This window comes from uncultured Nevskia sp., assembly GCF_903885465.1.
In the GTDB taxonomy this organism is placed as follows: Bacteria; Pseudomonadota; Gammaproteobacteria; order Nevskiales; family Nevskiaceae; genus Nevskia.
Window position 1 is genome coordinate 1 of the sequence record NZ_CAISIQ010000324.1, and the last position, 23,399, is coordinate 23,399.

At 64.3% G+C, this 23,399-nt stretch carries 23 protein-coding genes and 1 pseudogene; 6 read left to right on the forward strand and 18 right to left on the reverse strand.

The features are described 5' to 3' along the window. The 7 genes and pseudogenes from QZY06_RS12475 to paaA all read right to left on the reverse strand — a co-directional run. Positions 1 to 341 (reverse strand): annotated as a pseudogene (locus tag QZY06_RS12475) (phenylacetic acid degradation bifunctional protein PaaZ); the annotation flags it as partial. A gap of 41 nt (positions 342 to 382) precedes the next feature. Beyond that, positions 383 to 1,162 (reverse strand): enoyl-CoA hydratase-related protein, encoded by a 780-nt coding sequence (locus QZY06_RS12480; protein WP_295684797.1) that lies wholly within the window; start codon positions 1,160 to 1,162, stop codon positions 383 to 385. A gap of 3 nt (positions 1,163 to 1,165) precedes the next feature. Next, on the reverse strand, positions 1,166 to 2,242 hold the full coding sequence (gene paaE, locus QZY06_RS12485) for a 1,2-phenylacetyl-CoA epoxidase subunit PaaE (protein ID WP_295684800.1): 1,077 nt from the start codon (positions 2,240 to 2,242) through the stop codon (positions 1,166 to 1,168). A 37-nt stretch (positions 2,243 to 2,279) separates the two neighbouring features. After that, positions 2,280 to 2,810 carry a 1,2-phenylacetyl-CoA epoxidase subunit PaaD gene (gene paaD, locus QZY06_RS12490; protein WP_295684802.1) on the reverse strand — a complete coding sequence of 177 codons (531 nt, stop codon included), beginning with the start codon at positions 2,808 to 2,810 and terminating at the stop codon, positions 2,280 to 2,282. A 12-nt stretch (positions 2,811 to 2,822) separates the two neighbouring features. After that, positions 2,823 to 3,578 (reverse strand): 1,2-phenylacetyl-CoA epoxidase subunit PaaC, encoded by a 756-nt coding sequence (gene paaC / locus QZY06_RS12495; protein ID WP_295684805.1) that lies wholly within the window; start codon positions 3,576 to 3,578, stop codon positions 2,823 to 2,825. Continuing rightward, positions 3,575 to 3,859, reverse strand: coding sequence for a 1,2-phenylacetyl-CoA epoxidase subunit PaaB (gene paaB, locus QZY06_RS12500; protein WP_295684808.1), 285 nt, complete (start codon positions 3,857 to 3,859; stop codon positions 3,575 to 3,577). Before paaB ends, paaC begins: the two co-directional genes overlap by 4 nt. Positions 3,860 to 3,870: 11 nt before the next feature. Beyond that, positions 3,871 to 4,857 carry a 1,2-phenylacetyl-CoA epoxidase subunit PaaA gene (gene paaA, locus QZY06_RS12505; protein WP_295684812.1) on the reverse strand — a complete coding sequence of 329 codons (987 nt, stop codon included), beginning with the start codon at positions 4,855 to 4,857 and terminating at the stop codon, positions 3,871 to 3,873. Positions 4,858 to 4,981: 124 nt separating this feature from the next. On the opposite strand from paaA, the gene paaX reads away from it, so the two are divergent. Next, on the forward strand, positions 4,982 to 5,911 hold the full coding sequence (paaX, locus tag QZY06_RS12510; protein ID WP_295684814.1) for a phenylacetic acid degradation operon negative regulatory protein PaaX: 930 nt from the start codon (positions 4,982 to 4,984) through the stop codon (positions 5,909 to 5,911). Positions 5,912 to 5,935: 24 nt separating this feature from the next. Continuing rightward, complete coding sequence (locus QZY06_RS12515) at positions 5,936 to 6,544, forward strand: hypothetical protein (RefSeq protein WP_295684816.1); 609 nt, start codon at positions 5,936 to 5,938, stop codon at positions 6,542 to 6,544. A gap of 87 nt (positions 6,545 to 6,631) precedes the next feature. On the opposite strand, the gene QZY06_RS12520 is transcribed toward QZY06_RS12515, so the two are convergent. Further along, complete coding sequence (locus QZY06_RS12520; RefSeq protein ID WP_295684818.1) at positions 6,632 to 8,776, reverse strand: glycoside hydrolase family 3 N-terminal domain-containing protein; 2,145 nt, start codon at positions 8,774 to 8,776, stop codon at positions 6,632 to 6,634. Between the two features lie 135 nt (positions 8,777 to 8,911). On the opposite strand from QZY06_RS12520, the gene QZY06_RS12525 reads away from it, so the two are divergent. From QZY06_RS12525 to QZY06_RS12540, 4 genes are read left to right on the forward strand one after another with little or no spacing between them, the layout of a single operon-like run. Further along, positions 8,912 to 10,255, forward strand: coding sequence for a glucoamylase family protein (locus tag QZY06_RS12525; protein WP_295684820.1), 1,344 nt, complete (start codon positions 8,912 to 8,914; stop codon positions 10,253 to 10,255). Further along, positions 10,252 to 11,580: a glycoside hydrolase family 15 protein gene (locus QZY06_RS12530; RefSeq protein WP_295684823.1), complete on the forward strand. Its 1,329-nt coding sequence runs from the start codon at positions 10,252 to 10,254 to the stop codon at positions 11,578 to 11,580. Before QZY06_RS12525 ends, QZY06_RS12530 begins: the two co-directional genes overlap by 4 nt. Continuing rightward, positions 11,555 to 13,366: an ABC transporter ATP-binding protein/permease gene (locus tag QZY06_RS12535; protein WP_295684826.1), complete on the forward strand. Its 1,812-nt coding sequence runs from the start codon at positions 11,555 to 11,557 to the stop codon at positions 13,364 to 13,366. The genes QZY06_RS12530 and QZY06_RS12535 overlap by 26 nt, the downstream gene beginning before the upstream one ends. Continuing rightward, the gene (locus tag QZY06_RS12540; protein ID WP_295684829.1) at positions 13,363 to 15,630 is read left to right on the forward strand and encodes a CocE/NonD family hydrolase; all 2,268 of its coding nucleotides are present in this window, start codon (positions 13,363 to 13,365) and stop codon (positions 15,628 to 15,630) included. Before QZY06_RS12535 ends, QZY06_RS12540 begins: the two co-directional genes overlap by 4 nt. Before the next feature lie 30 nt (positions 15,631 to 15,660). Here the strand turns inward: QZY06_RS12540 and QZY06_RS12545 are convergent, their stop codons facing one another. The 10 genes from QZY06_RS12545 to QZY06_RS12590 form a co-directional block, all read right to left on the reverse strand. Further along, positions 15,661 to 16,683 carry a LysR family transcriptional regulator gene (locus QZY06_RS12545; protein WP_295684833.1) on the reverse strand — a complete coding sequence of 341 codons (1,023 nt, stop codon included), beginning with the start codon at positions 16,681 to 16,683 and terminating at the stop codon, positions 15,661 to 15,663. A 125-nt stretch (positions 16,684 to 16,808) separates the two neighbouring features. Continuing rightward, positions 16,809 to 17,123 carry a non-heme iron oxygenase ferredoxin subunit gene (locus QZY06_RS12550; protein ID WP_295684836.1) on the reverse strand — a complete coding sequence of 105 codons (315 nt, stop codon included), beginning with the start codon at positions 17,121 to 17,123 and terminating at the stop codon, positions 16,809 to 16,811. 34 nt (positions 17,124 to 17,157) lie between these two features. Further along, entirely contained in the window at positions 17,158 to 17,952 is a 795-nt protein-coding gene (gene hcaB / locus QZY06_RS12555; protein WP_295684838.1) for a 3-(cis-5,6-dihydroxycyclohexa-1,3-dien-1-yl)propanoate dehydrogenase, read from the reverse strand. A 35-nt stretch (positions 17,953 to 17,987) separates the two neighbouring features. Then, positions 17,988 to 18,584: an aromatic-ring-hydroxylating dioxygenase subunit beta gene (locus QZY06_RS12560; RefSeq protein WP_295684841.1), complete on the reverse strand. Its 597-nt coding sequence runs from the start codon at positions 18,582 to 18,584 to the stop codon at positions 17,988 to 17,990. A 13-nt stretch (positions 18,585 to 18,597) separates the two neighbouring features. Beyond that, complete coding sequence (locus QZY06_RS12565) at positions 18,598 to 19,956, reverse strand: aromatic ring-hydroxylating dioxygenase subunit alpha (RefSeq protein WP_295684844.1); 1,359 nt, start codon at positions 19,954 to 19,956, stop codon at positions 18,598 to 18,600. Next, positions 19,953 to 20,579: a 2-hydroxychromene-2-carboxylate isomerase gene (locus QZY06_RS12570; protein ID WP_295684847.1), complete on the reverse strand. Its 627-nt coding sequence runs from the start codon at positions 20,577 to 20,579 to the stop codon at positions 19,953 to 19,955. Before QZY06_RS12570 ends, QZY06_RS12565 begins: the two co-directional genes overlap by 4 nt. Before the next feature lie 2 nt (positions 20,580 to 20,581). Next, complete coding sequence (locus tag QZY06_RS12575) at positions 20,582 to 21,412, reverse strand: protocatechuate 3,4-dioxygenase (protein WP_295684850.1); 831 nt, start codon at positions 21,410 to 21,412, stop codon at positions 20,582 to 20,584. A gap of 25 nt (positions 21,413 to 21,437) precedes the next feature. Beyond that, on the reverse strand, positions 21,438 to 21,710 hold the full coding sequence (locus QZY06_RS12580; RefSeq protein WP_295684853.1) for a hypothetical protein: 273 nt from the start codon (positions 21,708 to 21,710) through the stop codon (positions 21,438 to 21,440). 31 nt (positions 21,711 to 21,741) lie between these two features. Beyond that, positions 21,742 to 22,677, reverse strand: coding sequence for a dihydrodipicolinate synthase family protein (locus QZY06_RS12585; protein ID WP_367275634.1), 936 nt, complete (start codon positions 22,675 to 22,677; stop codon positions 21,742 to 21,744). 101 nt (positions 22,678 to 22,778) lie between these two features. Next, the coding region (locus QZY06_RS12590; RefSeq protein WP_367275633.1) for an aldehyde dehydrogenase family protein at positions 22,779 to 23,399 on the reverse strand (621 nt) is incomplete at its 5' end.

A 23,399-nucleotide genomic window follows, 5' to 3' on the forward strand; every position in this document is an offset into this window, starting at 1 on the left:
CGGCCCTTGCTGGCGTACGAGAACAGCGTGCCGAAGCCGCCGTCGATGTCGATCATCGAATCGTTCTTCGAAGCACCGGTGGCGGCGGACAGCGCGTAGTAAACGTCCTTGCGCTCGCCCAGATACTGGCCCAGCGCCTTCAGCTTCATCGCCCGCTCGTGGAAGCTCAGCTTGCGCAGCGCCGGGCTGCCGACCTTGCGACCGTGGTCGAGCATCGCCGCGAAGTCGAGGCCCTTGCTCGAGACCTGGGCGACCGGTTCGCCGGTGAGTGCATTCAGCATCACCTCGCCACCTTCACCCTGCTGCCATTTGCCGCAGGCGTAGCTTTCAAGCTTGATCATGGTGTCACTCCTCGGTTTCTGGACGGCGATCGCGCGCCGGCTTATTGGTTCTTGAATTGGGGTTTGCGCTTGGTCAGAAAGGCATCGATGCCTTCGCGACGGTCTTCCGTCGTGAACGTGGCTTCGAACAGCCGGGCCTCGTGCTTCAGGCCATCCTCGAGAAAGGTCTCGTGCGCGGCGTTCACGGCGGCGCGAGCCAGTTCGACGATCGGCGCCGAGAATCCGGCGATCCGTTCGGCTGTCTTCAGCGCTTCGGGAATCAGCTCGGCCAGCGGCAGCACGCGGGCGACGAGGCCGGCGCGTTCGGCTTCGTGGGCGTCGATGCTGCGGCCGGTCAGCACCATCTCCATCGCTTTCGCCTTGCCCACCGCACGCACCAGCCGCTGGGTGCCGCCGGAGCCGGGAATCAGGCCCAGCCGAATCTCCGGCTGACCGAACTGGGCGTTGTCGGCAGCGAGTGCGAAGTCGCACATCATCGCCAGTTCGCAGCCGGCGCCGAAGGCCATGCCGGCAACGGCCGCGATCACCGGCTTGTGCATGGCACCGATCTGGTTCCAGGCGCCACGCAGTTCGGTGTTGGTCCGGGCGGTATCCGAAGTCCAGTCCTGCAGCGCGCGGACATCGGCGCCGGCGGCGAACACCTTGTCGTTGCCGGTGATGACGATGGCGCCGATGCTGTCGTCCTCATCGAGCGCGATCAGCGCCTGACGCAGCGCTTCGCGCAGCGGCATCGACAATGCGTTCATTGCCTCCGGGCGATTCAGACGCAGCAGCGCAACCTTGCCGAGGCGTTCGATCAGCAGCAGATTCGCTTCGGCCACGCCTCAGGTCTCCTGATCGAAGTCGAGCGTGAGGCTGTCGCTGACCGGGAAGCTCTGGCAACTCAGGATGAAGCCGCGCGCCAGTTCGTAATCTTCGAGCGAGTAGTTGGCGTCCATGTCGACTTCTCCCGACAGGCGCTTGCAACGACAAGTGCCGCAGACGCCGCCCTTGCAGGCGTACGGCAGTTCGATGCCATTGGCCAGTGCCGCATCGAGCAGCGACAGGCCGTTCTTCTTGACACTGAACTGCATGCTGCGGCCATCGTGGATCACCGTGACTTCGCAGCCCGCCTCGCCCTTCACCACCGGTGCGCGCAGCTTGCGCGCCGCGCCATTCATCGCGGTGCCGAACAGTTCCAGCTTGATGCTGGCCTTGGGCACGCCACTGGCGACCAGGCTGTCGCGCACCTGCTCCATCATCACTTGCGGACCGCAGACATAGGCGACGTCGATGTCCTCGGGATTGACCCACTGCTTCAACAGCGATTCGCACTTCGCGGCATCGATGCGGCCGTTGAACAGATCGACGTCCTGCTGCTCGCGGCTGAGGATGAACACCAGATTGAAGCGACCCATGTAGCGATCCTTCAGGTCGGCCAGTTCGTCCTTGAAGATCACGCTCGATGAGGCGCGGTTGCCGTAGACCAGGGTGAAGCGGCTGTTCGGCTCGGCCTGCAAGGTGGTCTTGATCAGCGACAGGATCGGCGTGATGCCGCTGCCGGCCGCGAAGGCAACATGATGGCGCTGCGACTCCGGCTCCAGCGGCACGCTGAAATGGCCGGACGGCTCCATGACATCGAGCTGCGTGCCGGGCTTCAGATGCTCGAAGGCCCACGACGAGAACAGGCCATCGTCGATGCGCTTGATCGCCACCCGCAGGCTCTGCTCCTGCGCCGCCGAGCAGATCGAATACGAGCGCCGCACTTCCTCGCCACCGATGTCGGCACGGATGGTCAGGTGCTGGCCGGCTTCATAGCGATAAGCCTCGCGATGCTCGGGCGGCACGGCAAAAGTGACGACCACGGCATCGCGCGTCTCCGGGCTGACCCGGGCCACGCTCAACGAATGAAACTTGCTCATGCAGCTCTCCCCGCACACGGCCCCAGCGTTGTTGCCGCTAGTGGCACTTGAAATAATCGAATGGTTCTTGGCAGGCCTTGCAGCGATACAGGCTCTTGCAGGGTGTGGAGCCAAACTGGCTCAGCATCTCGGTGTTGGTCGACGCACAGCGCGGGCAGGCCACCACCGGCGCCGGCGGCGCGCGCCGCGTCAGCCTGCTGATGTCGATGCGCTGCTCGCCCTCTGCCAGACCCACCGGCGGTGCGATGCCGTAGTCGAGCAGCTTGGCTTTCGCTTCCGGCGTCAGCCAGTCGGTGGTCCAGGCCGGTGACAGCCGGGTTTCCATCTTCGCGTCGGCAATGCCGTGGGCAGCCATGGCGTCGCGGATCGACGCCGCAATGACCTCGGTCGCCGGGCAGCCGGAATAGGTTGGCGTTACCGTGACCACCAGCGTTTCATCGTCATAGCGAACCTCGCGGACGATGCCGAGATCGGTGATCGAGATCACCGGAATCTCCGGGTCCGGCACCTCGGCCAGCCAATGCCAGACGGTGTCCAGCGAGGGCTTATCGACGACGGCGGCGTTCATCGCGAAACGGGCTTACCAGCTCGCGCCGGGATGGCTGCGCTGCAACACCTGCATCTCGGCCAGCAGCTTGCTCAGGTGTTCGCTGTGCAGGCCCTGCTTGCCACCCTTGGGCATCCAGCCGCCGGCGGCTGGCAGCTTCAGCGTGGCTTCGGCGAACACTTCGCGGACATAGGCCAGCCACTCGTCGTGCACGCTGGCGGGATCGAAGCCGATGCCGGCCGCCGTCATTTCGGCGTCGACGGCATCGCCGATGAACAGCTCGTGGCTGTAAGGCCAGACCTTGTCGATCGCTGTCTGCAGCATCGCGCGGCTGCGCTCGGTACCGTCGCCGAGACGCACCATCAGATCGCTGGAACGGCGCAGGTGATAGCTGACTTCCTTGACCGCTTTTTCGGCGATCGCGGCAATCGCGGCATCGCTTGAGCTGAGCAGCCGGCGTAGCGCCAGGGACGACCAGGCATCGAACAGAAACTGCCGTGCCAGGGTGTCGGCGTAGTTGCCGTTCGGCTGCTCGACCAGCAGCACGTTGCGGAACGCGCGGTCGTCACGGTGATAGGCCAGGCTGTCTTCATCGGCGCCGTTGCCGGCCGCTTCCGCTGCCAGGCTCAGCAGCAGGCGCGCCTGACCGAGCAGATCGAGGGCGACATTGGTCAGCGCCATGTCCTCTTCCAGCGCCGGGCCCTTGCCGCACCATTCACCGAGACGCTGGCTGAGGATCAGTGCGTTGTCGCCGAAGCGCAGCAGATACTCGTAGCGGGCGGTGCTCATAGCCCTTTCACTTCTTCGGGCATCGGGAAGAAGGTGGGATGGCGATAGACCTTGCTGTTGGCCGGATCGAACAGCTCGGCCTTGTCATCCGGATGGCTGGCGGTGATGTCCGTGCTCTTAACGACCCAGATGCTGACGCCCTCGTTGCGGCGGGTGTAGACATCGCGGGCGTTGTTGAGCGCCATCGTCGCATCCGGCGCATGCAGGCTGCCGACATGACGATGCGCCAGCCCGTGCTGGCTGCGGATGAACACTTCCCACAACGGCCATTGATTCTTCATCTGCTTGTCCTTCAGGCGGCTTGAGCGGTAAGGCGTTGCGCCTGCTTGTCGGCATGGGCGACCAGGGCATCGCGGAACCACTCGCCATCGGTCCAGGCCTTGTTGCGCACTTCCAGGCGTTCGCGGTTGCAGGGGCCATTGCCCTTGACCACGTTGTAGAACTCTTCCCAGTCGATATCGCCATAGTCGTAGTGGCCGCGCTCGGCATTCCACTTGACCGCAGGATCCGGCACCACGAGGCCCAGATGCTCGGCCTGCGGCACGGTCTGATCGACCATCTTCTGGCGCAGTTCATCGTTGGTGAACAGCTTGATCTTCCAGGCCTGGGACTGGGCGCTGTGCACCGAATCGCCATCCGGCGGACCGAACATCATCAGGCTCGGCCACCACCAGCGATTGAGCGCGTCCTGGGCCATCGCCTTCTGCTCGGGCGTACCCGCGCACAGCGCCAGCATGATGTCGTAGCCCTGGCGCATGTGGAACGCCTCTTCCTTGCAAACGCGGATCATCGCGCGGGCATACGGCCCGTAACTGCATCGGCAGAGCGGAATCTGATTCATGATCGCCGAGCCGTCGACCAGCCAGCCGATGGCACCGACATCGGCCCAGGTCAGGGTCGGGTAATTGAAGATCGACGAATACTTGGCCTTGCCGGTGTGCAGGTCGTCGACCATCTGGTCGCGGGTGATGCCCAGCGTTTCCGCCGCGCTGTACAGATAGAGCCCGTGGCCGGCTTCGTCCTGCACCTTGGCGAGCAGGATGGCCTTGCGCTTCAGCGACGGCGCGCGGGTGATCCAGTTGCCTTCCGGCAGCTGGCCGACGATTTCCGAATGCGCGTGCTGGCTGATCTGGCGGATCAGCGTCTTGCGATAGCGATCCGGCATCCAGTCCTGCGGTTCGACACGAATGCCGTCGTCGATGCGGCTCTGGAAGCGCGCTTCGCGCTCGTCGAGTGAAGTTGCCGAAGGGGACCCGGTATCGACCATCTGTGCGTACATGGCGGCACTCCGCTGAAGACCTGCAGCCATTATTCGATACACTATTAATTAAGTCAACACGTTTTTTGTATCGTTAAACATGGGACTGTAAAATCGCCGCGATCCCACCCGGACCCGAGCCTGAATGAGCATCAACGCCTGGATCGAGCGCTATCTAGCAGATGAAGTGCCGAAGTCGAAATCGCTGATCGTCACGGTCTTCGGCGATTCGCTGCTGCCGACCACGCCGGGCATCTGGCTGGGCGAACTGATCGCGCTGATGGCGCCGTTCGGGGTCAGCGAACGCCTGGTGCGCACCAGCTGTTTCCGGCTGATCGACGAAGACTGGCTGGCCGCACGCCGCGATGGCCGGCGCAGCCATTACTCGCTGACCAGCGCCGGCAGGCGCCGCATCGAGCGCGCCTATCAGCGCGTCTACATGCCGCCGCTGCTCGACTGGGACGGCCAGTGGACCCTGGTGATCACCCCCCGCAGTGGCGATACTCATCCGAACCGCGGCCAGCTGAAGCGTGAACTGGAGTGGGAAGGTTTTGCGCTGCTGACGCCGGGCGTGCTGATTCATCCGGTGGAGAAAGCCGAGGCGCTGCGGCAGCTGCTCGACGAGCTGGGCTTGCGTGAACGAGCCGCCGTGCTCAGAGCCCGGGACCTCGACGGCTTCGGCGGCCCTGGCGCGCAAGCGCTGATGATCCAGTGCTGGAATCTCGACGAGGTCGGCGCCCGCTATCGCAGCTTCATCGAGCATTTCCAGCCACTGCTGGCCAAGCTCGGCAAGACGGTGCTGACACCCGAACAAGCGTTCCTGATCCAGACCCTGCTGATCCACTCGTTCCGCCGCGCCACCCTGCACGACCCGCGTCTGCCGGCCGTGATGCTGCCGGCCGCCTGGCCCGGCACCGCCGCCTACGAATTGTGCCGCGCGCTGTACGTGCTGACCGCGCGCGACGCCCAGGCCCATGTGGCCTCGATCTGCGGCGACAGCAAACCCTTCGCCGCCGCTGGCAGCAGCCGGGTGCCGGAACAGGTCAGCAGCCGCTTTGGTGGGATCAGTCTCTAACCCATTCGGCTACCAGGAACGACCATGACGACAACCCTGAGAGTCCAGACGCTCGTCGCTTCACTCCTGTTCTTCGCATCGAACGTGCGCGCTGATCGAGAAACGACGCTTTTCGAGAACAGCGGGTGGCCTGGAGAACTAGCGCCGGTTATTGAAGTCCGAGCCGGCGCAATAGTGCGCGCATCGCCAAAGGCCAATGCTCGCAAGCTGTATGTCTACGACAAGGCAGCCTTCCGTTACCCGCCAGACGAACACCTCTATCGATGTCGCAAAACAGAGATTCGAGTCGCTTCACGAGCACTCGAAATTGCTGCGGCTCACCCAGATACTCATGAAGCCGAAACGCTGAGAATTCAGCCAGGTGATCAGCTTGAAATGCTGAAATACACCGGCGAGGGCTCGTACCTATTCAGGTTTGCGGGCGCCATCTACGAGACCATATTCGACGATTCTTCTGCAGTACAGCTTGATTCCGATCTACCCAGAAAATCGAAAATCAAATGGGAAATCTGGTTCAGGCTGCCCCCTCGGAACGGACGAGCGGCTGGGTTCTGTTCGATCACAAGTCGGTCGACGTGGTCGACATGCGCGGCTAGTGCATGGAAAGCAGGTCCCGCTTATTCCTGCGCCTAAACCATGTAACCCTTTGCTGGAGCATCGATCTACCATTCGCCCGCCAGCTTCCCTACAGATGGCAACAGCCCCGTCCTCGCATGGCACTCAACGCAGCTTGATCACCGCCGACAGCAGCTGCGCTCGGTCTGCACAAGGTCCGACCAGGATCTCGACATCGCCGGCCTCGAACACTGGCGCCAGATTGCGGCCCAGGAACTTCAGATCCGAGGCCAGCAGGCTCAAGGCCACGACGCCGCTTTCGCCGGGCGCCAGATCGATCTTGCCGAAGCCTCGCAACTCCAGCAGTGGCCGCGCCACGCTGGCCACCGGGTCGCGGGTGAACAGGAACACCGTGTCCTGTGCCGCCCGTGCGCCGCTGTTGGTGATCGTCACCTGCACGTGGATGGCATCGGCTGGCGACACGCGATCCGGCGTCACGCGCAGGTCTGCATAAGCGAAGCGCCCGTAGCTCAGGCCGTGGCCGAAGCAGTACAGCGGGTCGTTGGCGACGTCGAGGTATTTGCTGGTGAAGAAGTCGTCCGGGTTCATCGGCCGGCCGCTGGGGCGCTGGCCGAAGAAGATCGGCACCTGTCCGAGTGCGCGGGGCCAGCTCATCGGCGTACGTCCACTTGGCGAGACCTTGCCGGAAAGCACGTCGGCAATGGCGTTGCCGGCTTCGCTGCCGAGGAACCACGCAGCGAGCAACGCGTCGGCTTTTTCCGCCAGCCAGGGAATGACCAGCGGCCGACCCGAGAACAGGATCGCGATCACCGGAATGCCCAGACTTTGTGCTCGTGCAAGCACCGCCTCGGTGAGCGCTCGCTGTTGTCCTGGCAGCTCTGGATACGCGCGGCTGGCAGCCTCGCCGCTCATGTTGTGGGCCTCGCCGATGCACAGCAGGATCGCGTCGGCCCCGTCGCAAAGCGCGACGGCCGCGGTGATGCCGCTGGCATCGTCATCGCGGATGGCGGTACCGGCCGCGTGCACGATCTCGGTGCCGGGAAAGCCCTGGCGCAGGCCCGACAGCACGCTGACGTGCTTGTCCGGCTCACCGGCCGCACCCCAGCAGCCGCCCATTTCCGGGCCGTTGTCGGTGAGCGGGCCGATGACGCAGAGCTTGCCGATGCCAGGGGCGAGCGGCAGCGTGTCGCCATCGTTCTTCAGCATCACGATCGCCCGCGCGCCGACCTCACGCGCCAGGGTGCGACGCTGCGCGACCACTTCCGGCGCCTCGGCTGCCGAGCCACGCAGATACGGATCGTCGAACAGTCCCAGCTGCTCCTTGAGCCTTAGCACGCGGCGCACCGAGGTATCGATCTGCGCCATGCTCACCAGCCCGCGTTCCAGCGCGATCGGCAGACCCTTGCGGTAGGCATCGGCCATCATGTCGATGTCGACACCGGCGTTGAGCGCCAGCGCCGCGGCCTCGACCAGATCGGCGGCGACGCCGTGGCGGATCAGCTCGCCGATGGCGTTGTAGTCGCTGATCAGCACGCCTTCGAAGCCGAGCTTGCCGCGCAGGTAGTCGCCGAGCAGTTCGGTGTGCGCGGTCATCGGGATGCCGTTCAGATCGGTGAACGCCGGCATGATCGACGCGACACCGGCCGCCACGGCCGCTTCGAACGGCGGCAGATGCACCTCGTGCAGGGTGCGTTCGGAGATGTCGACGGACGCGTACTCGCGCCCGGCCATCACCGGACCATAGGCGCAGAAATGCTTGGCGCAGGCGGCGAGCGCATCGGGGCGCGCGAGATCGGCTGTCTGGAAGCCGCGGACCTTGGCCTCGGCCAAGCGCGCGCCAAGCCAGGGATCTTCACCCGGCCCTTCGGCGGTGCGGCCCCAGCGCGGATCGCGAGAGACGTCGAGCATCGGGTTGAAGGTCATCGCCAGGCCATCGGCCGCGGCTTCGGTAGCGGCCTCGCGCGCGGTCAGTTCCCAGGCCCGCGGATCGAACAGCGCCATCTCCGCCAGCGGGATGGGGAACAAAGTGCGATGACCGTGGATCACATCAAGGCCGATCAGCAGCGGAATACCCAGACGAGACTTGTCCACCGCCAGCCGCTGCATCTCGTGCGTCGGTCCGGTACCGACCATGTTCAGCAGATTGCCGAGCGTGCCGTCGGCGATCGAATCGGTCGAGTCACCGGCGATGATCGGGCCGGTCACCGCATAGCTGGAGGCGGTCATGGTCAGCTGGCCGAGTTTCTCTTCGAGCGTCATCTGGGCCATCAGCTTGTCGATACGGCTCATCAATCAGTCCTTTTGGAAGTGTCTCGGGGCTTGGCCATGATAGGTCGCCAGCGTGAATGGTCAGCGAGCCTGCAGGCGCAGTAGATGTACCCGGATCACCCAATGCCGTCAGAATCAGGGCAACCAGGAGGCTTCATGCTGACAGCGGAAAATACCGAGAGTGCCCAAGAGCATCGTCGCCTTGCGGCGACAAGCGCGGTGGCCGAACCATCAGGTGCGGCGCTTGCTGCGCTACCGGACGAGGCGCTGCTGGAGCAGGTCCAGCGCCGGACTTTCGATTTTTTCTGGAAGGGCGCGCACCCGGTCAGCGGCCTCGCGCCTGACCGGCGCACGACCCGTGAAGAGCCGGTTGATGATCTGATCACCACCGGCGGCACGGGCTTCGGCGTGATGGCGATCATCGTCGCGGTCGAGCGCGGCTGGGTGAGCCGCGAAGCAGCGCTGGAGCGTCTGAGCAGCATGCTCGACGTGCTGGTCCGCGCGCCCTGCTACCACGGCGTGTTTCCGCACTTCATGAACGGCCTCACCGGCGCCACCATCGCTTTCAGCCGCAAGGATGATGCGGGCGATCTGGTCGAAACTTCGTTCCTGGTGATGGGCCTGCTGTGCGCGCGCCAGTATTTTCAGCGCGACACGCCGGCCGAAAAAAAGCTGCGTGATCGCATCAACTGGATCAGCGAGGAAGTCGAGTGGGACTGGTACACGCAGGGCGGCCGCAAGCTGCTGTACTGGCACTGGAGCCCGAACAACGGCTGGGCGATGAATCACGAGATTCGCGGCTGGAACGAGTGCCTGGTCACCTACGTGCTGGCGGCAGGGTCCAGGCGCTACCCGATTGATCCTGAGGTCTATCACCAGGGCTTTGCGGCAGGCCGCGGTTTTCTCAACGGCAATTCCTACTATGGCATCGAGCTGCCGCTCGGCATGCCTTACGGCGGACCGCTGTTCTTCACGCACTACTCGTTCTGCGGGCTCGATCCTCACGGCCTGAAGGATCGCTATGCCGATTACTGGGATCTGAACTGCCGGCACGTGCAGATCAATCGCGCGCATTGCATCGCCAATCCACATCGGTTCAAGGGCTACAGCGAATCCTGCTGGGGCCTCACTGCCAGCGACGATCACGCCGGCTATAGCGCGCATGCGCCGGACAATGACAATGGCACCATCACGCCGACCGCAGCGCTGGCGAGCCTGCCGTATGCGCCCAAGGAAGTCATGGCGACGCTGCGCTATTTCCTGCGCGAGCACGGCGACAGAATCTGGAAGCGCTATGGCTTCGTCGACGCTTTCAATGAGCAGCGGGACTGGACCGCCGATACCTTCCTGGCGATCGATCAGGGACCCATCGTGGTGATGATGGAAAACCATCGCACTGGCCTGCTGTGGAAGCTGTTCATGAGCGTGCCCGAAGTGCAGACCGGCCTCCGCCGGCTCGGCTTCAGCAGCCCGCATCTGGCAGCGGGAGCCACTTCGTGACCGAGACCTTCAGTCAGTGGCTGGATCGCGAAGCGGCCTATGCGGCGACCGCGATGCTGAAGAGCGTGTCCGCCGTCGATCTGGTCAAGACCCGTCCAGGTTTCGGCCAGACCTTACGTCCGGTCAAGGGCAGCATCATCGCGTCGCCCGTGCTCGGCGCCTACGATCCGGACCCGGATTACTTCTTCCACTGGTACCGCGATTCGGCGGTGGTGATCGATGCGCTGCGCCTGCTGTATCTCGAAGGCGTGGTCGGCGCGCCAGCACTCCGGCATTTCGCCGACTTCCTGCGCTTCGGCCTGTCGCTGAAGAAGCTGGACGGGCGCGCGCTGGCGGCATCGCCGACGCGGCGCGATGGCGTCGCCGCGGATTTCCTGAAGTTCATTCGTGACGACGCCGATCTCGCCGCCGTGCACGGCGATGCCGCGTTCGCCGAAACCCGGGTCAATCCCGATGGCACGCTGGACGTCTCCAAGTGGGCGCGGCCGCAGCACGATGGCCCGCCGCTGCAGGCGCTGGCCCTGATGCGCTGGGCGCGTGACGTGCAGCTGGCGCCGGCTGTCAGCGCCGATCTTTCGGCGCTGATTCGCGCCAATCTCGAATTCACTTTGCATCACTGCCACGAGCCGTCCTTCGACATCTGGGAAGAAGAGAACGGGCTGCACTACTACACGCTGAGAGTCTCCGCCGCAGCGCTTGAGCAGGGCGCCGAATGGTTCGAGTCGCAGGCTGAGCCGGGGCTGGCGCTGTGCTGTCGTGCAGAGGCTTCCATGCTCACCAAAGCCCTCGACGGCTTCTGGCTCTCGGAAGAGAACTTTTACCGATCGCGGACCCTGGTATCCGGAGCGCGTTCATCCAAGGAGCTGGATATCGCGGTGATCCTCGCGGCCGTCCATGTCGAAGCCATAGAGCCGAAACATTCGGTCGCCGACCCGCACATGCAGGCAACCCTGGCGCGTCTCGAAGCCCTGTTCGATGGGCTGTATGCGATCAACCGCAATCGTCCGGCCGATCGAGGCCCGGCGATGGGCCGCTATCCGGGCGATGTCTATTACTCGGGCGGCGCCTATTACTTCTCGACCCTGGGCGCTTCGGAGTTCTGCTTTCGCGCGGCGATGAAATCGGAGCAGGCGGCGAGCTGGATCGCCCGCGGCGATGCCTATCTCGAAACCGTGCGTGCCTGGACGCCGGCGAACGGCGCGCTGTCCGAACAATTCGATCAGAACGATGGCCGGCAGACCTCGGCCAAGCATCTGGCCTGGAGCTACGCCGCCTTCATCTCCTGCATCGCCGCCCGGCGTGCGGCCGTGGGGCAACACCATTAACGACAACGCAGCAGCCGACGCCGCCGCGCTGGCGGCGGAGGCCGGTGCCCGCTCGGGTGTGTTCCGTCAGCTCGGCACCTTGCGGCGGGCGCTGTTCGCGTCGTCGGTGGGGCGTTCGCTCAAGTTCCTGATGGGCAGTCTGCTGCTGGTGATCATCGGCACCTCGTTCGGGCAGATCGTGCTCAACCGCTGGAACAAGCCGTTCTACGACGCGCTGTCGCGCCGCGACCTGCGCGAGTTCCTGGTCCAGCTCGGCGTGTTCTTCATGATCGCCGCGGTCTTGCTGGTGCTCAACGTGTTTCAGCGCTGGGTCGTGGAGAGCTTGAAGATCAAGCTGCGCGAAGGCGTGGTGCGCGATCTGGTCGGCCACTGGATGCTGCCGCGCCGCGCGTTCTGGCTGTCGACGGCAGGGCCGATGGGCGTCAATCCCGATCAGCGGATGACCGAAGACGCGCAGAAGATGTGCGACCTGTCGACCGATCTCGGCGCCGGGCTGCTGCAGGCTTCGATCCTGTTCATTTCCTTCTCCGGCATTCTCTGGGGAATCTCGGCGGACTTCAGCATCCGCATCGGCGGCATCGACTACGCGGTGCCCGGCTTCATGGTCTGGGCGGCGATCCTCTATGCAGGCACCGGCTCGCTGCTGAGCTACTGGGTGGGGCGCAGCCTGATCGCGCGCAACGCCGATCGCTATTCGCGTGAAGGCGAGTTGCGCTTCGCGCTGGTGCGCATCAATGAACATCTGGACGGCATCTCGCTCGCCGCCGGCGAGGCCGACGAGAAGCGTCGCGTCGAACGCCATCTGGGCGACGTGATGGCGGCGATGCGCCGCCTGGTCCGCGGCTGGACCAACTTGACCTGGGTCACCGCCGGCTTCGGCTGGACGACCCTGGTGGCGCCGATCCTGATCGCCGCACCGCTGTATCTGACCGGCAAGATCTCCTTCGGCGGCATGATGATGGCGGCCGCCGCGTTCACCCAGGCGCAGCAGGCGCTGCGCTGGTTCGTCGACAACTTCGGCACCATCGCCGAGTGGCGCGCCACCCTGCTGCGCGTGGCCGGCTTCCGCGAAGCGCTGACCGCGAATGCCGAGATCGTTCGCTACGCGAGCCGCATCACCTATACCGACGGCGCCAGCGGCTCGATGAGCATCGCCGGCCTCGAGGTCGAATCGGCACCGGGCCGTGATCGGCTGGATCAGGCCAACGTCGTCGTCAAAGCCGGCGAGCGGGTGCTGATCCTGGGCACCGCCGGCACCGGCAAGACCCTGCTGTTCCGCGCCCTGGCCGGCTTGTGGCCCTGGGGCGTCGGCGAGATCACGCGCCCGATGGACGAGGCCATCCTGTACATGCCGCGCGGCACGCCTTATCTGCCCAGCGGAACCTTGCGCGACGTGCTCGCCTACCCGATGGCCGCTGACCGCTTCGCCCAGAACACCTGCGAGCACGCGCTCAAGCGCCTGGGGCTGGAGCGGCTGGTACCGCTGCTCGACGCCGAACTGCGCTGGGATCGCGAGCTGAGTCACGAAGACCAGATGTGTCTCGCGTTCTCGAGAGTGCTGCTGCAATCACCGTCCTGGCTGGTGATGGACGAGGCCCTGAGCATGCTGGAGGACGAGTCGCTCGAACGGGTCATCGACGTGCTGACCCATGAGTTGTCGACGACCGGCATCATCCACATCGGCAAGGCTGCCGAAGCTGGCGGCCATCTGTTCTCCCAAGTCCTGCATCTGGTCAAGGCGACTCCGGAAGTGCCACATCCCGTACCCGGAAGTGATCGGCCATGAAGCGATTCTCCTGGCTGAGTCTCGCCCCGCTGCTGATCTGCCTGATGGGTTGTCTGCCGGGCCTGGCGATGGCGCAGGAATTCGAATTCCGCCCACCGCCGACCGCCAACGACGCGTCCGTTCCCGCGGCGATGAGCGATCTCGCGACCCGCATCCTGCCGGTCTACGAGGAGCGCGATACCGACCGTTATCTGACCAACCTCGCCGCGCTGCAGCTGGTCGCCGGTGACTACACGGCGGCCTATGACACGCGGCTGTCGCTGCAGGAGCGGCAGCGCACGTCGGACCTGCCGCGGCCGGTCGACAAGGCCGTGCTCTACGACATCTACGCGCGGGCGCGGTCCATCGAGACCACCGAGCGCATGCCGTTCGCCAATGCCTTCAAGCGGGCCTTCAAGGAAGTGGTGCCACGGCTCAACGATCGCGACGCGCATGCGGTGACGGTCTGGCTGGAGACGCCGCGCTCGGTGTTCGAACAGGCCCTGCAGAAGTCCTTCGATCAGTACCGCGCCAAGGGCAGCGTCGATTTCAACCAGGCGGTGGATCTGATCTGGACCTATCTGTCCTTCGATGCCTACCGCAGCTTCAGCCCGCTGATCGAAGCGCTCGATTCCGAGGACGGCGGACGCCGCTATATCGCCGACGAGAAGGTGACGATCAAGACCTCGGGCGGGCGGAAGATCCAGGCGGTGGTGATCCGTCCCAGGGACGCGGCGATTCCGCTGCCGACCTTGCTCGAATTCACCATCCACGTCGATCAGGATTCGGTGCGCGAAGCGGCGGCACATGGCTATGTCGGCGTGGTGGCCTACACGCGTGGCAAGCGAAGCAACAACCCGAATGCAGTCACTCCGTTCACCCACGACGGTGAAGATGCGCGCGCGGTGATCAACTGGATCGCCAAGCAAAGCTGGAGCGATGGCCGGGTCGGCATGGTCGGCGGTACCGACAGTGGGGCTGCGGCCTGGGCCGTCGCCAAGCGTCCGCCGAAGGCACTGAAGGCCATCGCCACCAGCTTCGCGTCCGCGCCGGGCATCGACTTCCCGATGAGCGGCAACATCGTCCGCAACTCGGCGTATCGCTGGGCGCAGTTCAATACCGCGCCGCCACTCAAGCCCGGCGTCGCACCGCCGAGCACGGACGACATGGTCTGGCGGCTGCTCGATCAGACCTTGTTCGCCAGCGGCAAGCGCTACCGCGATCTGGACCGCCGGTTCGCACCGCCGAACCGCGCCTTCGACGCGTGGCTGGATCACCCGAGCTACGACGGCTACTGGCAGAAGCTGATCCCGTTCCGCAAGCAGTTCGCCAGAGTCGATATCCCGGTGCTGACCCTGGCTGGCTACTACGGCGGTGATGCCGGCGCGCTCTACTACTTCAGCGAGCACACGCGCTACAACGCCAAGGCCAATCACACTTTGCTGATCGGCCCCTACGACGACAATGTCGCCCGGGACGCACCGGCGCCGGAGTTCAGGGGTTACACACTGGATGCCGTCGCGCAGACCAATCTGCGGGAGCTGCGCTATCAATGGCTCGATTCCATTTTCAGGAACGGGCCGAAGCCGGCGCTGCTGAAGGACAGGGTCAACTACCAGGTGATGGGCGCCAACCAGTGGAGCCACGCACCCTCGATCGCGGCGATGGCCAATGCCTCGCAGCGATACTTCCTGGATGCCGGCACGCCGAACGAGCCCAGACGGCTGGCCGTGCAAGCTGCGTCGGCGGACCGCTACGCCGAGCAGACCATCGACTTCACCGATCGCAAGGATCTGGCGATTCCGTCGTCGGACGTGATGAGCAAGTCCCTGGCGACACCGAACGCCGTGGTCTACTCCAGCGAACCGCTGCAACAGCCGCTGGAAATCAGCGGCCAGCTGAGCGGCAAGCTGGATCTGCTGATCAACAAGCAGGACGTCGATCTGAAGATCACGGTCTACGAACTGATGGCCGGTGGCACTTATGTGCAGCTGTTCGATCCGTACGAGTTCCGCGCCAGTTATGCGAAGGATCGCACCCGTCGCCGGCTGCTGATCGCCGGCAAACGCCAGCAGCTGCCGTTCACCATCGAGCGCCTGACCAGCCGCAAGCTCGCAGCCGGCAGCCGGATCGTGCTGGTGCTCGGCGTCAACAAGCGGCCCGACCAACAGCTCAATCTCGGCTCCGGCAAGGACGTCAAGGAAGAGACCGCTCGCGACGCCAGGAAGCCGTTGATGATTCGTTGGTATAGCGGCAGCAGCATTGATCTGCCGGTCCGGAAATAGCGCTGACAGTTGCCTGGACCCGCGCGGCGCTCAGGTCGGCACTTTCCGTTTAACCGGGATGTCGGCGCGCGTCGATGCATCGTCTGCAGCGCGAGCCGCAGCGGGGTCGCTCATCAGATCCCTGAGGATGGCTCTCAGCCAGCTCAGGTCCTGATGATCGGATCGGTTCTTGTGCCAGATCATGGCGACATCCATCGGCGGGATGTAATACGGAATCTCGAAGATCTCGATGTCGAACCAGGCCTGATGATGCTCGGCAAGGCGTCTGGGCACGACCCCGAGCAGATTGGAGCCTTGGACGATTTCCGGAATCAGCGTGAAGTACGGAATGAAGTACTTGGTTTTCTGTATCAGCCGATGCTGCGCGAGGGCTTCTTGCTCGATGGTCGGCGTGCCATCCGTTCGGCAATACATCACATGCGAGCAGGATAGGTACTCCTCGAGTCTGATCGTGCCCTTGCCGGATCGCGCCCCACTCTGCCGCGCCCGGATGCCGACCAGATGATCCTGCATCAGCGACTCGAAGCAGAATTCCGGATCCAGCTGATCGATCCCGCAGGCCAGCAGGTTGGCCTGCCGGGTGGGACAGATGATGAGATCGACGGACCCGGAACGAAGCTCCTTTCCCGACGCCCCGGGCGTGGGCAGCATCGAGACGCTCACGGAGGGTGCGAGTTGCGAGAGCTTTCTGGAGAGCTTGTTGGCCACCATCGCGGCAATGTAGTCCGCTGTCGCGATCCGGAACTGGTTCTCGGCCTTGTGCGGATCGAAGGCATTGCCACTTACCATCTGATCCGTGAGCCTGACGATCTGGGCGACCTCTGCGGTCAGCCGATGGGCTTTCTCGGTCAGCACCATCGTCCGGCCGTCCCGGACGAGCAGTTCGTCATTGAACAGGACGCGCAGCTGCCGCAACGATCCGCTGACGGCGGATTGCGTCAGGTGCAATCGCCGGGCGGTCTCCGACACGCTCGCGCAGTGCAGGAGCTCATAGAGGATCGGGATCAGGTTCAGATTCAGCGAGCGCAGCGTCTGCAGGGCATCTGCTGTCATCGGTCACACCGTTCTTGAGGGTCGCTCCCGACTCGTGGGCCACCCTATCCTAGTCGTCGAGGACGAAGGTCGTGGCCCGGCCGTCGAGAACCCCAGAACAGCGGATCGGCAGCCTCCCGCTCAAGTCATTCGATGTCGATGTACAGATCCTCACCGACTGCCGTGACGGGATAGGTTCTGATCGGCTTCTCGCAAGGGAAATTCAGCGCAGCGCCGGTGCGAACGCTGAAGCAGCCACCGTGCAGAGGGCACTCGACCACATCGCCGTCCAGGAAACCGTCGGTGAGCAGAGCGAAATTGTGCGTGCACAGGTTGCTGGTGCAGTAGACCTCGTCTTCCACGTTGAAAGCGGCCAGCGGCGGCAGGCCGGGGATGTCGAGCCTCAGCATCTGGCCTGGTCCCACTTCTCCTTTCCCGCACAAACGGACGCGTCTGCTCATCGGAGGCACTCCCGGACTCGATGGAGGAACCGCGTCAAAGCCCTTCTCCGCCGCGGATATTGACGATGCCGCGCACGCCAAGGCCGCCATCGGTGTGGATGATGGCGCCGGTGATCGGGCCTGCATCGGCAGCGGAGGCAAGCAGCACATAGGGCCCGCAGTAGTCCTCCGGCCTGGGAGCGATCTGCAGCGGCGTGATGTCGCGCAGCATCTGGTCGAGGCCGTCGATGCCGGCCAGTGACTGCGCTGCCGTGCCGGTCGATTGCAGGCCGCTCAGATTGGTTTTCATGCCCCCGGGCGCAACCCCATTGACCCGGACCTTGGGTGCCAGTTCGTGTGCGAGCTGCTTCACCACACCGACCAGGGCGTGCTTGGACGCGGTGTAGATCGGACCGCCGCCGCCAGGATAGAAGCCGGCGTTGGAGAGCGTGAAGATGATGCTGCCGCGGCTCTTCACCAATTCGGGGAGAGCCGCACGGGCTCCGAGCAGGCCGCCCTTGACGTTGACGGCGAACAGTTCGTCGAATGCCTCACCCAGCCGCTCGCCATCGTACTGGGACAAGGGCTGGAAGAAATCGAAGATGCCCGCGTTGGCGATGAACGTATCCAGGCGTCCGAAGCGGGCCACGGTTTGCGCGACCGCACGTGCGTTGTCCGCATAGGCGGAGACATCGCCGACGATCACTTCAACCGCTTGGCTGAAGTCGGCGCGCAGGGCCTTGGCTCGCGATTCGCTGGATTCGAGAACCGCGACGCCTGCGCCTTCCCGCAGAAAGCGCTCGACCAACGCCCGGCCCAGGCCGGAACCGCCACCGGTGATCAGGACCACGGCATCCTTCGATCCATTCATCGTTCGGGCCTCCTTCAGAGGAACAACAACAGGTTGCGACCTGCGATCGATCGCTCGTCGAAATCGATGCGGCGCTGTACCAGGCGCAAGCTACCCGCGGGGCATCGACGCACGAGGTCTTCGCGGCAGCAGATGAACTGATCCACTTCATAGGCGCGGCGGCTGCGCTGCGCGAGCACGTTCGAGCGCACTACGAGTTCGTCGTCTGTTCCGTTGAGAAAGACCTCGACGTTGGTCACCAGCCGGCGGTAGCGTTCCGGCGGATCGGTACGCCACTGCATGCCGGAATTGAACTGGTCGACTCTTGCCTTCAGGAACGTGAGGTCATCGTTGAACAGGAACATCTCCGTCGGCGCGTCGTAGCGACGTTCCTTCCGATAGCGCAGTTCCCGGCTGATCACGACATAGCGGATGGCTGGATCGAGAACCTGTTCCATCCATTCGGAGAACTGCTCGGTATCGAGCAGACGCGCCTCGAGATACAGCAGGCGCTCCACTTCACGGCAGCTCGAATCGTCGATGCAGCGTTCGAGCTTGTTGAAATCGAAAGGCGCCGGAACGTTGCGCGAAGTGGACGCGGGAAGCGCCGGAGCAGCGATGTGGTTGCCCATGCTGTGGCCCTCCTCAGGCGACGGTCGCGGCGGCAGGCAGCCCGGAGCCGGCCTGGGTCAGTTCCTGCTTCCAGGTGCTGTCGGCAGGATCCATATCTGCCCAGGTCGCGGCATTCATCGTCTCCTGATAGAAGCGGAAGTAGCCGCGATACGACGTTTCGCCGATCGCCGATTCGCCGACCACGCCCGGCAGCTCCGGATCTTCGCGGTCACCACCGATGCCCATCTGGGCGTTCATGAAGCCCTGCCGGGTCATGTAGCCACGCGAGAGTTGCGACTCGGATTCCATGTTGTCGTTGTCATCGGCCTCCCAATAACCTGCGACTCCAAAGGTGCGATGCATGGAGTCCGCGATGCGCTGCTTGAGATCCTGCGGCATGTCCTTTTCGACGATCGCCCAGGTGAAGCATTCGGTGCGATCGGGGCCGTGCGGTTGCCAGACCTTGAACAAGTTCGAACCCCACAGATAGGTGTTGTTCGGAAACACCGAGCCGTTGATATGCGAGCCGTAATAGCGGGCTCGCAAGGCGCCGTAGGCTTTCTCGATCGCCGGCCGCTTCTTCGCCTGCCAGGCGACGATGTCCTGCGCCAGCGGCATGTCGTGCGAGCCGGGGTTGGTGTCGTAGAGAACGCCGAGCCCGTGGCCATAGCGCGTGGTCACCTGGACACCGGCGCCTTCGGGTGGCAGACCCGCGTTGCCGGACATCGGGGCCAGGAAGCCGCCGCCGGCCTTGAGGGCCGCCGCGTGTGTCCATCCCACGTGGTAGGCATCGCCGACGAAGTTCTCGCTCGGCGCTTTCCAGTTGCAATGAACCATCGAACGACTCGGCGGGCCAAGCAGCTCTACGCCGCCGTTGGCTTCCATCCAGATGTCCAGATACCAGCGCGACTCGCCGAGATAATCCGTCAGGCTCGGCGCGGCCGGGTCGAAACAGCCATAGACGAAGCCGTGATACGAGGACACGCCTGCGACCTCGCGCAGCCCGTGGGTCGACTTGTCGAGCCGGCCCTTGTAAAGCTCCTTCTCGAACGGGACCGAGTTCAGTGCGCCGTCGGCGCCATAGGACCAGCCGTGATAGTTGCAGACGAAGCTGCGGGCATTGCCGGCCTCGACAGGGCAGACCCGCGCGCCGCGATGGCGACAGGCGTTCAGGAACGCCTTGATGCTGCGGTCCTTCTGACGCACCACGATCACTTCATCCTGGCCCATGCGCGCAGTGACAAAATCACCGGGGTTGGGGATGGCGCTCTCATGCGTGAGGAACAGCCAGCAGCGGGCAAAGATGCGCTCCATCTCGGTCTCGAACACATCGCGGTCGTGATAGATGCGTGCGCTTTGCAGACCCTGTTGAACGTCGATCAGCGGTTTCATCGTTCTCCTCCATCCTGCTTGGTTGCCGCCAGGTGTTCTTCGAGGAACCCCAGCCGGTCATTGCCCCACCACATCTCCTCGCCGATCATCATCGTCGGCGCACCGAACACCCCGCGCGCCTGCGAGTCGCAGTTGTCGAGTGCATAGCGTTCGCGCGCTTCCTGCGACGCCGCGTAGCGAAGGAATTCGGCAGCGTCCCAGCCCATCGACTGCGCGACGGCCGAGATCAGCGCCTCGCTGCCCATGTCGCCGCCCTGGCCCCAGGTCGGCAGCCAGGCGGCGCGCAGGTAGTCCTCCGCACATCCGCGATCCAAGGCGAAGTACAGGCCCAGATTGAGCCGCTCGGAATTCAGGGTCTTCGGGAATGCGAGCGGAACACCGTATCGGCGCGCCCAGCGCTGCATGTCGGTCACCAGGTATCGCAGCTTCACCGGAATGCTGACGTTCGGCGGTGCGCTGTTGCCAGCGGCCCGCTTGGCAGCCGGCAGATCGATGGCGTGGTAGGCGATCCGGAAATCGTATCGGCTCGCCAACGCCGGGAGCTGCGTGTGCGCGAGATACGCAAACGGGCTCATGAAGTCGAAATAGAAGTCGATGACAGCCGGCAATGGCGTGCGCTCCATGATCAGTGCGCCCGCTTGAGTTCCATGAAGCCGAGCCCGCTGACCCACTCCGGAACCGCCTCGTAGGCGATCGTCTCGCCACGGACATCCCGCATCGCGCCGATCGCGCAGAGGAAGTTCTTGATCTCGAGGCCTCCGTTACCACCGTCGCGGAGAATGTCCTCGTCGCTGAGGGCAAGGAGCGCGTCGACATCGCCGTTTTCCACGAGCCCCATCACCATGCGGTCCCAGTCCTCGTTGATCCTTCCCATCTGCGCCGTCCCCGGCCAATGGCTGATGCCACCCGTGCCATAGATCGCGACACGTTCGCTGCCCGGCCACGTCGCTACCGCGTCTCCGATCATGCGGCCGATGTCGTACGCACGGCGACTGGGAATGACCGGGTCCATGCCGGAGTTGATGTAGACCGGGATCGTCCTGACGCCTTCGACCGGCCGTACCGCGTAGTGGACAGGAATCATGATGGAGTGATCGGCCAGCAGCGTCTTCGACACGCTCCAGTCCACGCCGCCCTTGAGTCCGAAGTCCAGGATGTGGCGAGCCAGCGCCTCGTTGTTTTCGACCCGGGCTCTCGGCATGCCGAGCCAGGCCTCCTTGGGGCCGACGATGTCGCCGACCGCGATCATCGCGGTCGGCATGCAGGACGGTCCGTTGACGGTCGCGTGGTCGTCGCCGATCACGATCACCGTATCGACCTCGGCGGCGCGGATGCGCCTGGTGATCTCCTCGAACGCACCGAGGCAGGCGTCCCGTTTCGAAGGCGGCGCGGCCATCGTGATCGCGCTGATCAAGGGATCGTGCGGCATCAGGAATCCACAGACGAGTTCAGCCATGACTACTCCTTGATCGTGGAAGTTTCTAGGCGGTTGCCGGGGGTGGCGTGTTCATCCGCCGCATGTATTCGCCCACCTGGTCGAAGCCGCTCAGGGCGATCCAGCTGGTGAAGAGCAGCATCTGGTCCGCGCCCAAGTCCGCCATCGCCCGGACATCGAGCGACTTCACCAGCTGAAGCTCCTGGGGCGTCAGCGGGTAGTCCTTCAACAGCAGGTCCGGATCGCTGTGAAAGCGTTCGACGCGCGCCGGGTCGTGGTGCATGTCCCACAAGGCGCTTTCCATTGCATGAGTGCTCATCGGGTTCGCGCTCCTTCGAGTTCGGAATGGCTCAGGACTGCTTGCTGTACTTCACATGGAGGTCTGCCCAGGCCTGTCCCGAAACCACGGCGCCTTCCAGATAGGCGGGCGGCATCAGATGGTAGGGAGGACGGCAAGGACCGGCGCGCAACCACCCCGCCTGATTCATGCGCGCCTTTTCGATTCCGATGTTGTACTTCGAGAACTCGGAGAAATCCCCGCGCGGAAAGAGCGTCGAATCGGCCCGACGCATGTCGTCGGAAATCCGCTTGGCCAGCGACCAGTCGCCCGAGCGCTTCGCGGCCGACACGGCATCGCGAAGCGCGAGCGGGGTCGCGGGCCCGCACATGGCGCCGCTCGACCAGAAGGCGGTCATCCGCTCCGGCGCGATCCGCGCGGCTGCGTAGTAGTCGTCTTCGTGCGGCAGAAAGCGAATCGATGGCGCGAGTGCCAGATCCAAATCGAGCATGCCGATGCCGAGATATTTCGCCGTCACCACCTGCGGGATCAGGCACACCTGGGCCCAGAACGGACGCGGAAAGTCGAACTTGAACGCCTCGGGACTGGCGTACACCGCGATCGCGACATCAGGGCAGGCCTCGGCGACGTCCTTGTAGAACTGAATGGCTCCGGGTGTCTCCATACGGCACCACATCGGCACGCCGAGCATGGTTCCGGAGACGCCGATGTCGGCAGCCACCCGGGTCTGCCGGACGACCTCGCGGGTGTTCAGCGCCGTGGTGCCGCAGAAGTAAGGCACACGGCCTCTGGCGACTTCGACGATGGTCGCGATGAAGGCGCGCTTCTCCTCCCAGGTCAGCGTGGCGCATTCGCCGAAGGTGCCGTTGCTGAGAATGCCGTTGACGCCGGCCTCAATCAGGTTCTCGACGATACGCGCGGTCTCGTCGAGATCGACCGTACTCTGCACGCGCCAGTCGTCGGCGTCCGGCGTGGCGGGGGTTGGCATGATGACCCATGCGCCATGGATGTCGTCGGCCTGGATTCGGGTTTTCAAGTGGATTCGTCCGAGGAGAGGGAACTGCTGCGGGAGCTGCGATGCGCGCGGATCTAGAACGGATACGGCTGGTTCGAAGGCTCGATCGTCAGCCACTTCAACTCCGTGAACTCGTCGATCACCGCCCGCCCGTCGAAGCGGCCGTAGCCGCTGTCCTTCATGCCGCCGAAGGGCGCCTGCGCCTCGTTCTGCACGGTCGCGCCATTGATGTGGCAACTGCCGCTTTGCAGCTGCATCGCCACTGCGATGGCACCGGACAGGTCGCGGCTGAACACCGATGCCGCCAGGCCATAAGCTGTGTCGTTGGCGATCCGGACCGCGTCTGCGGTATCGCGTGCCCGAATCATCACGGTGATGGGACCGAAGGTCTCGGCATCGTAGATCGCCATGTCGGCGGTCACGTGATCGAGCACAGTTGCCGGCATCGTCGCGCCCTCGGCGCGCCCGCCCACAAGCAGCTTGGCGCCTTTGGCGAGCGCGTCTTCGATGAGCGCGTTGATGCGCGCGCCGCTCTCGCGAAAAGCCATCGGGCCGATGACGCAGGAGGGGTTCTCGGTCGGATCGCCGGCCGGCAGCGTCCGCACCTGAGCGGCGATCTTGCTTGCTACTTGATCGGCCACCGCGATATCGACGATCAGGCGTTCCGTCGACATACAGATCTGCCCTTGGTAGAG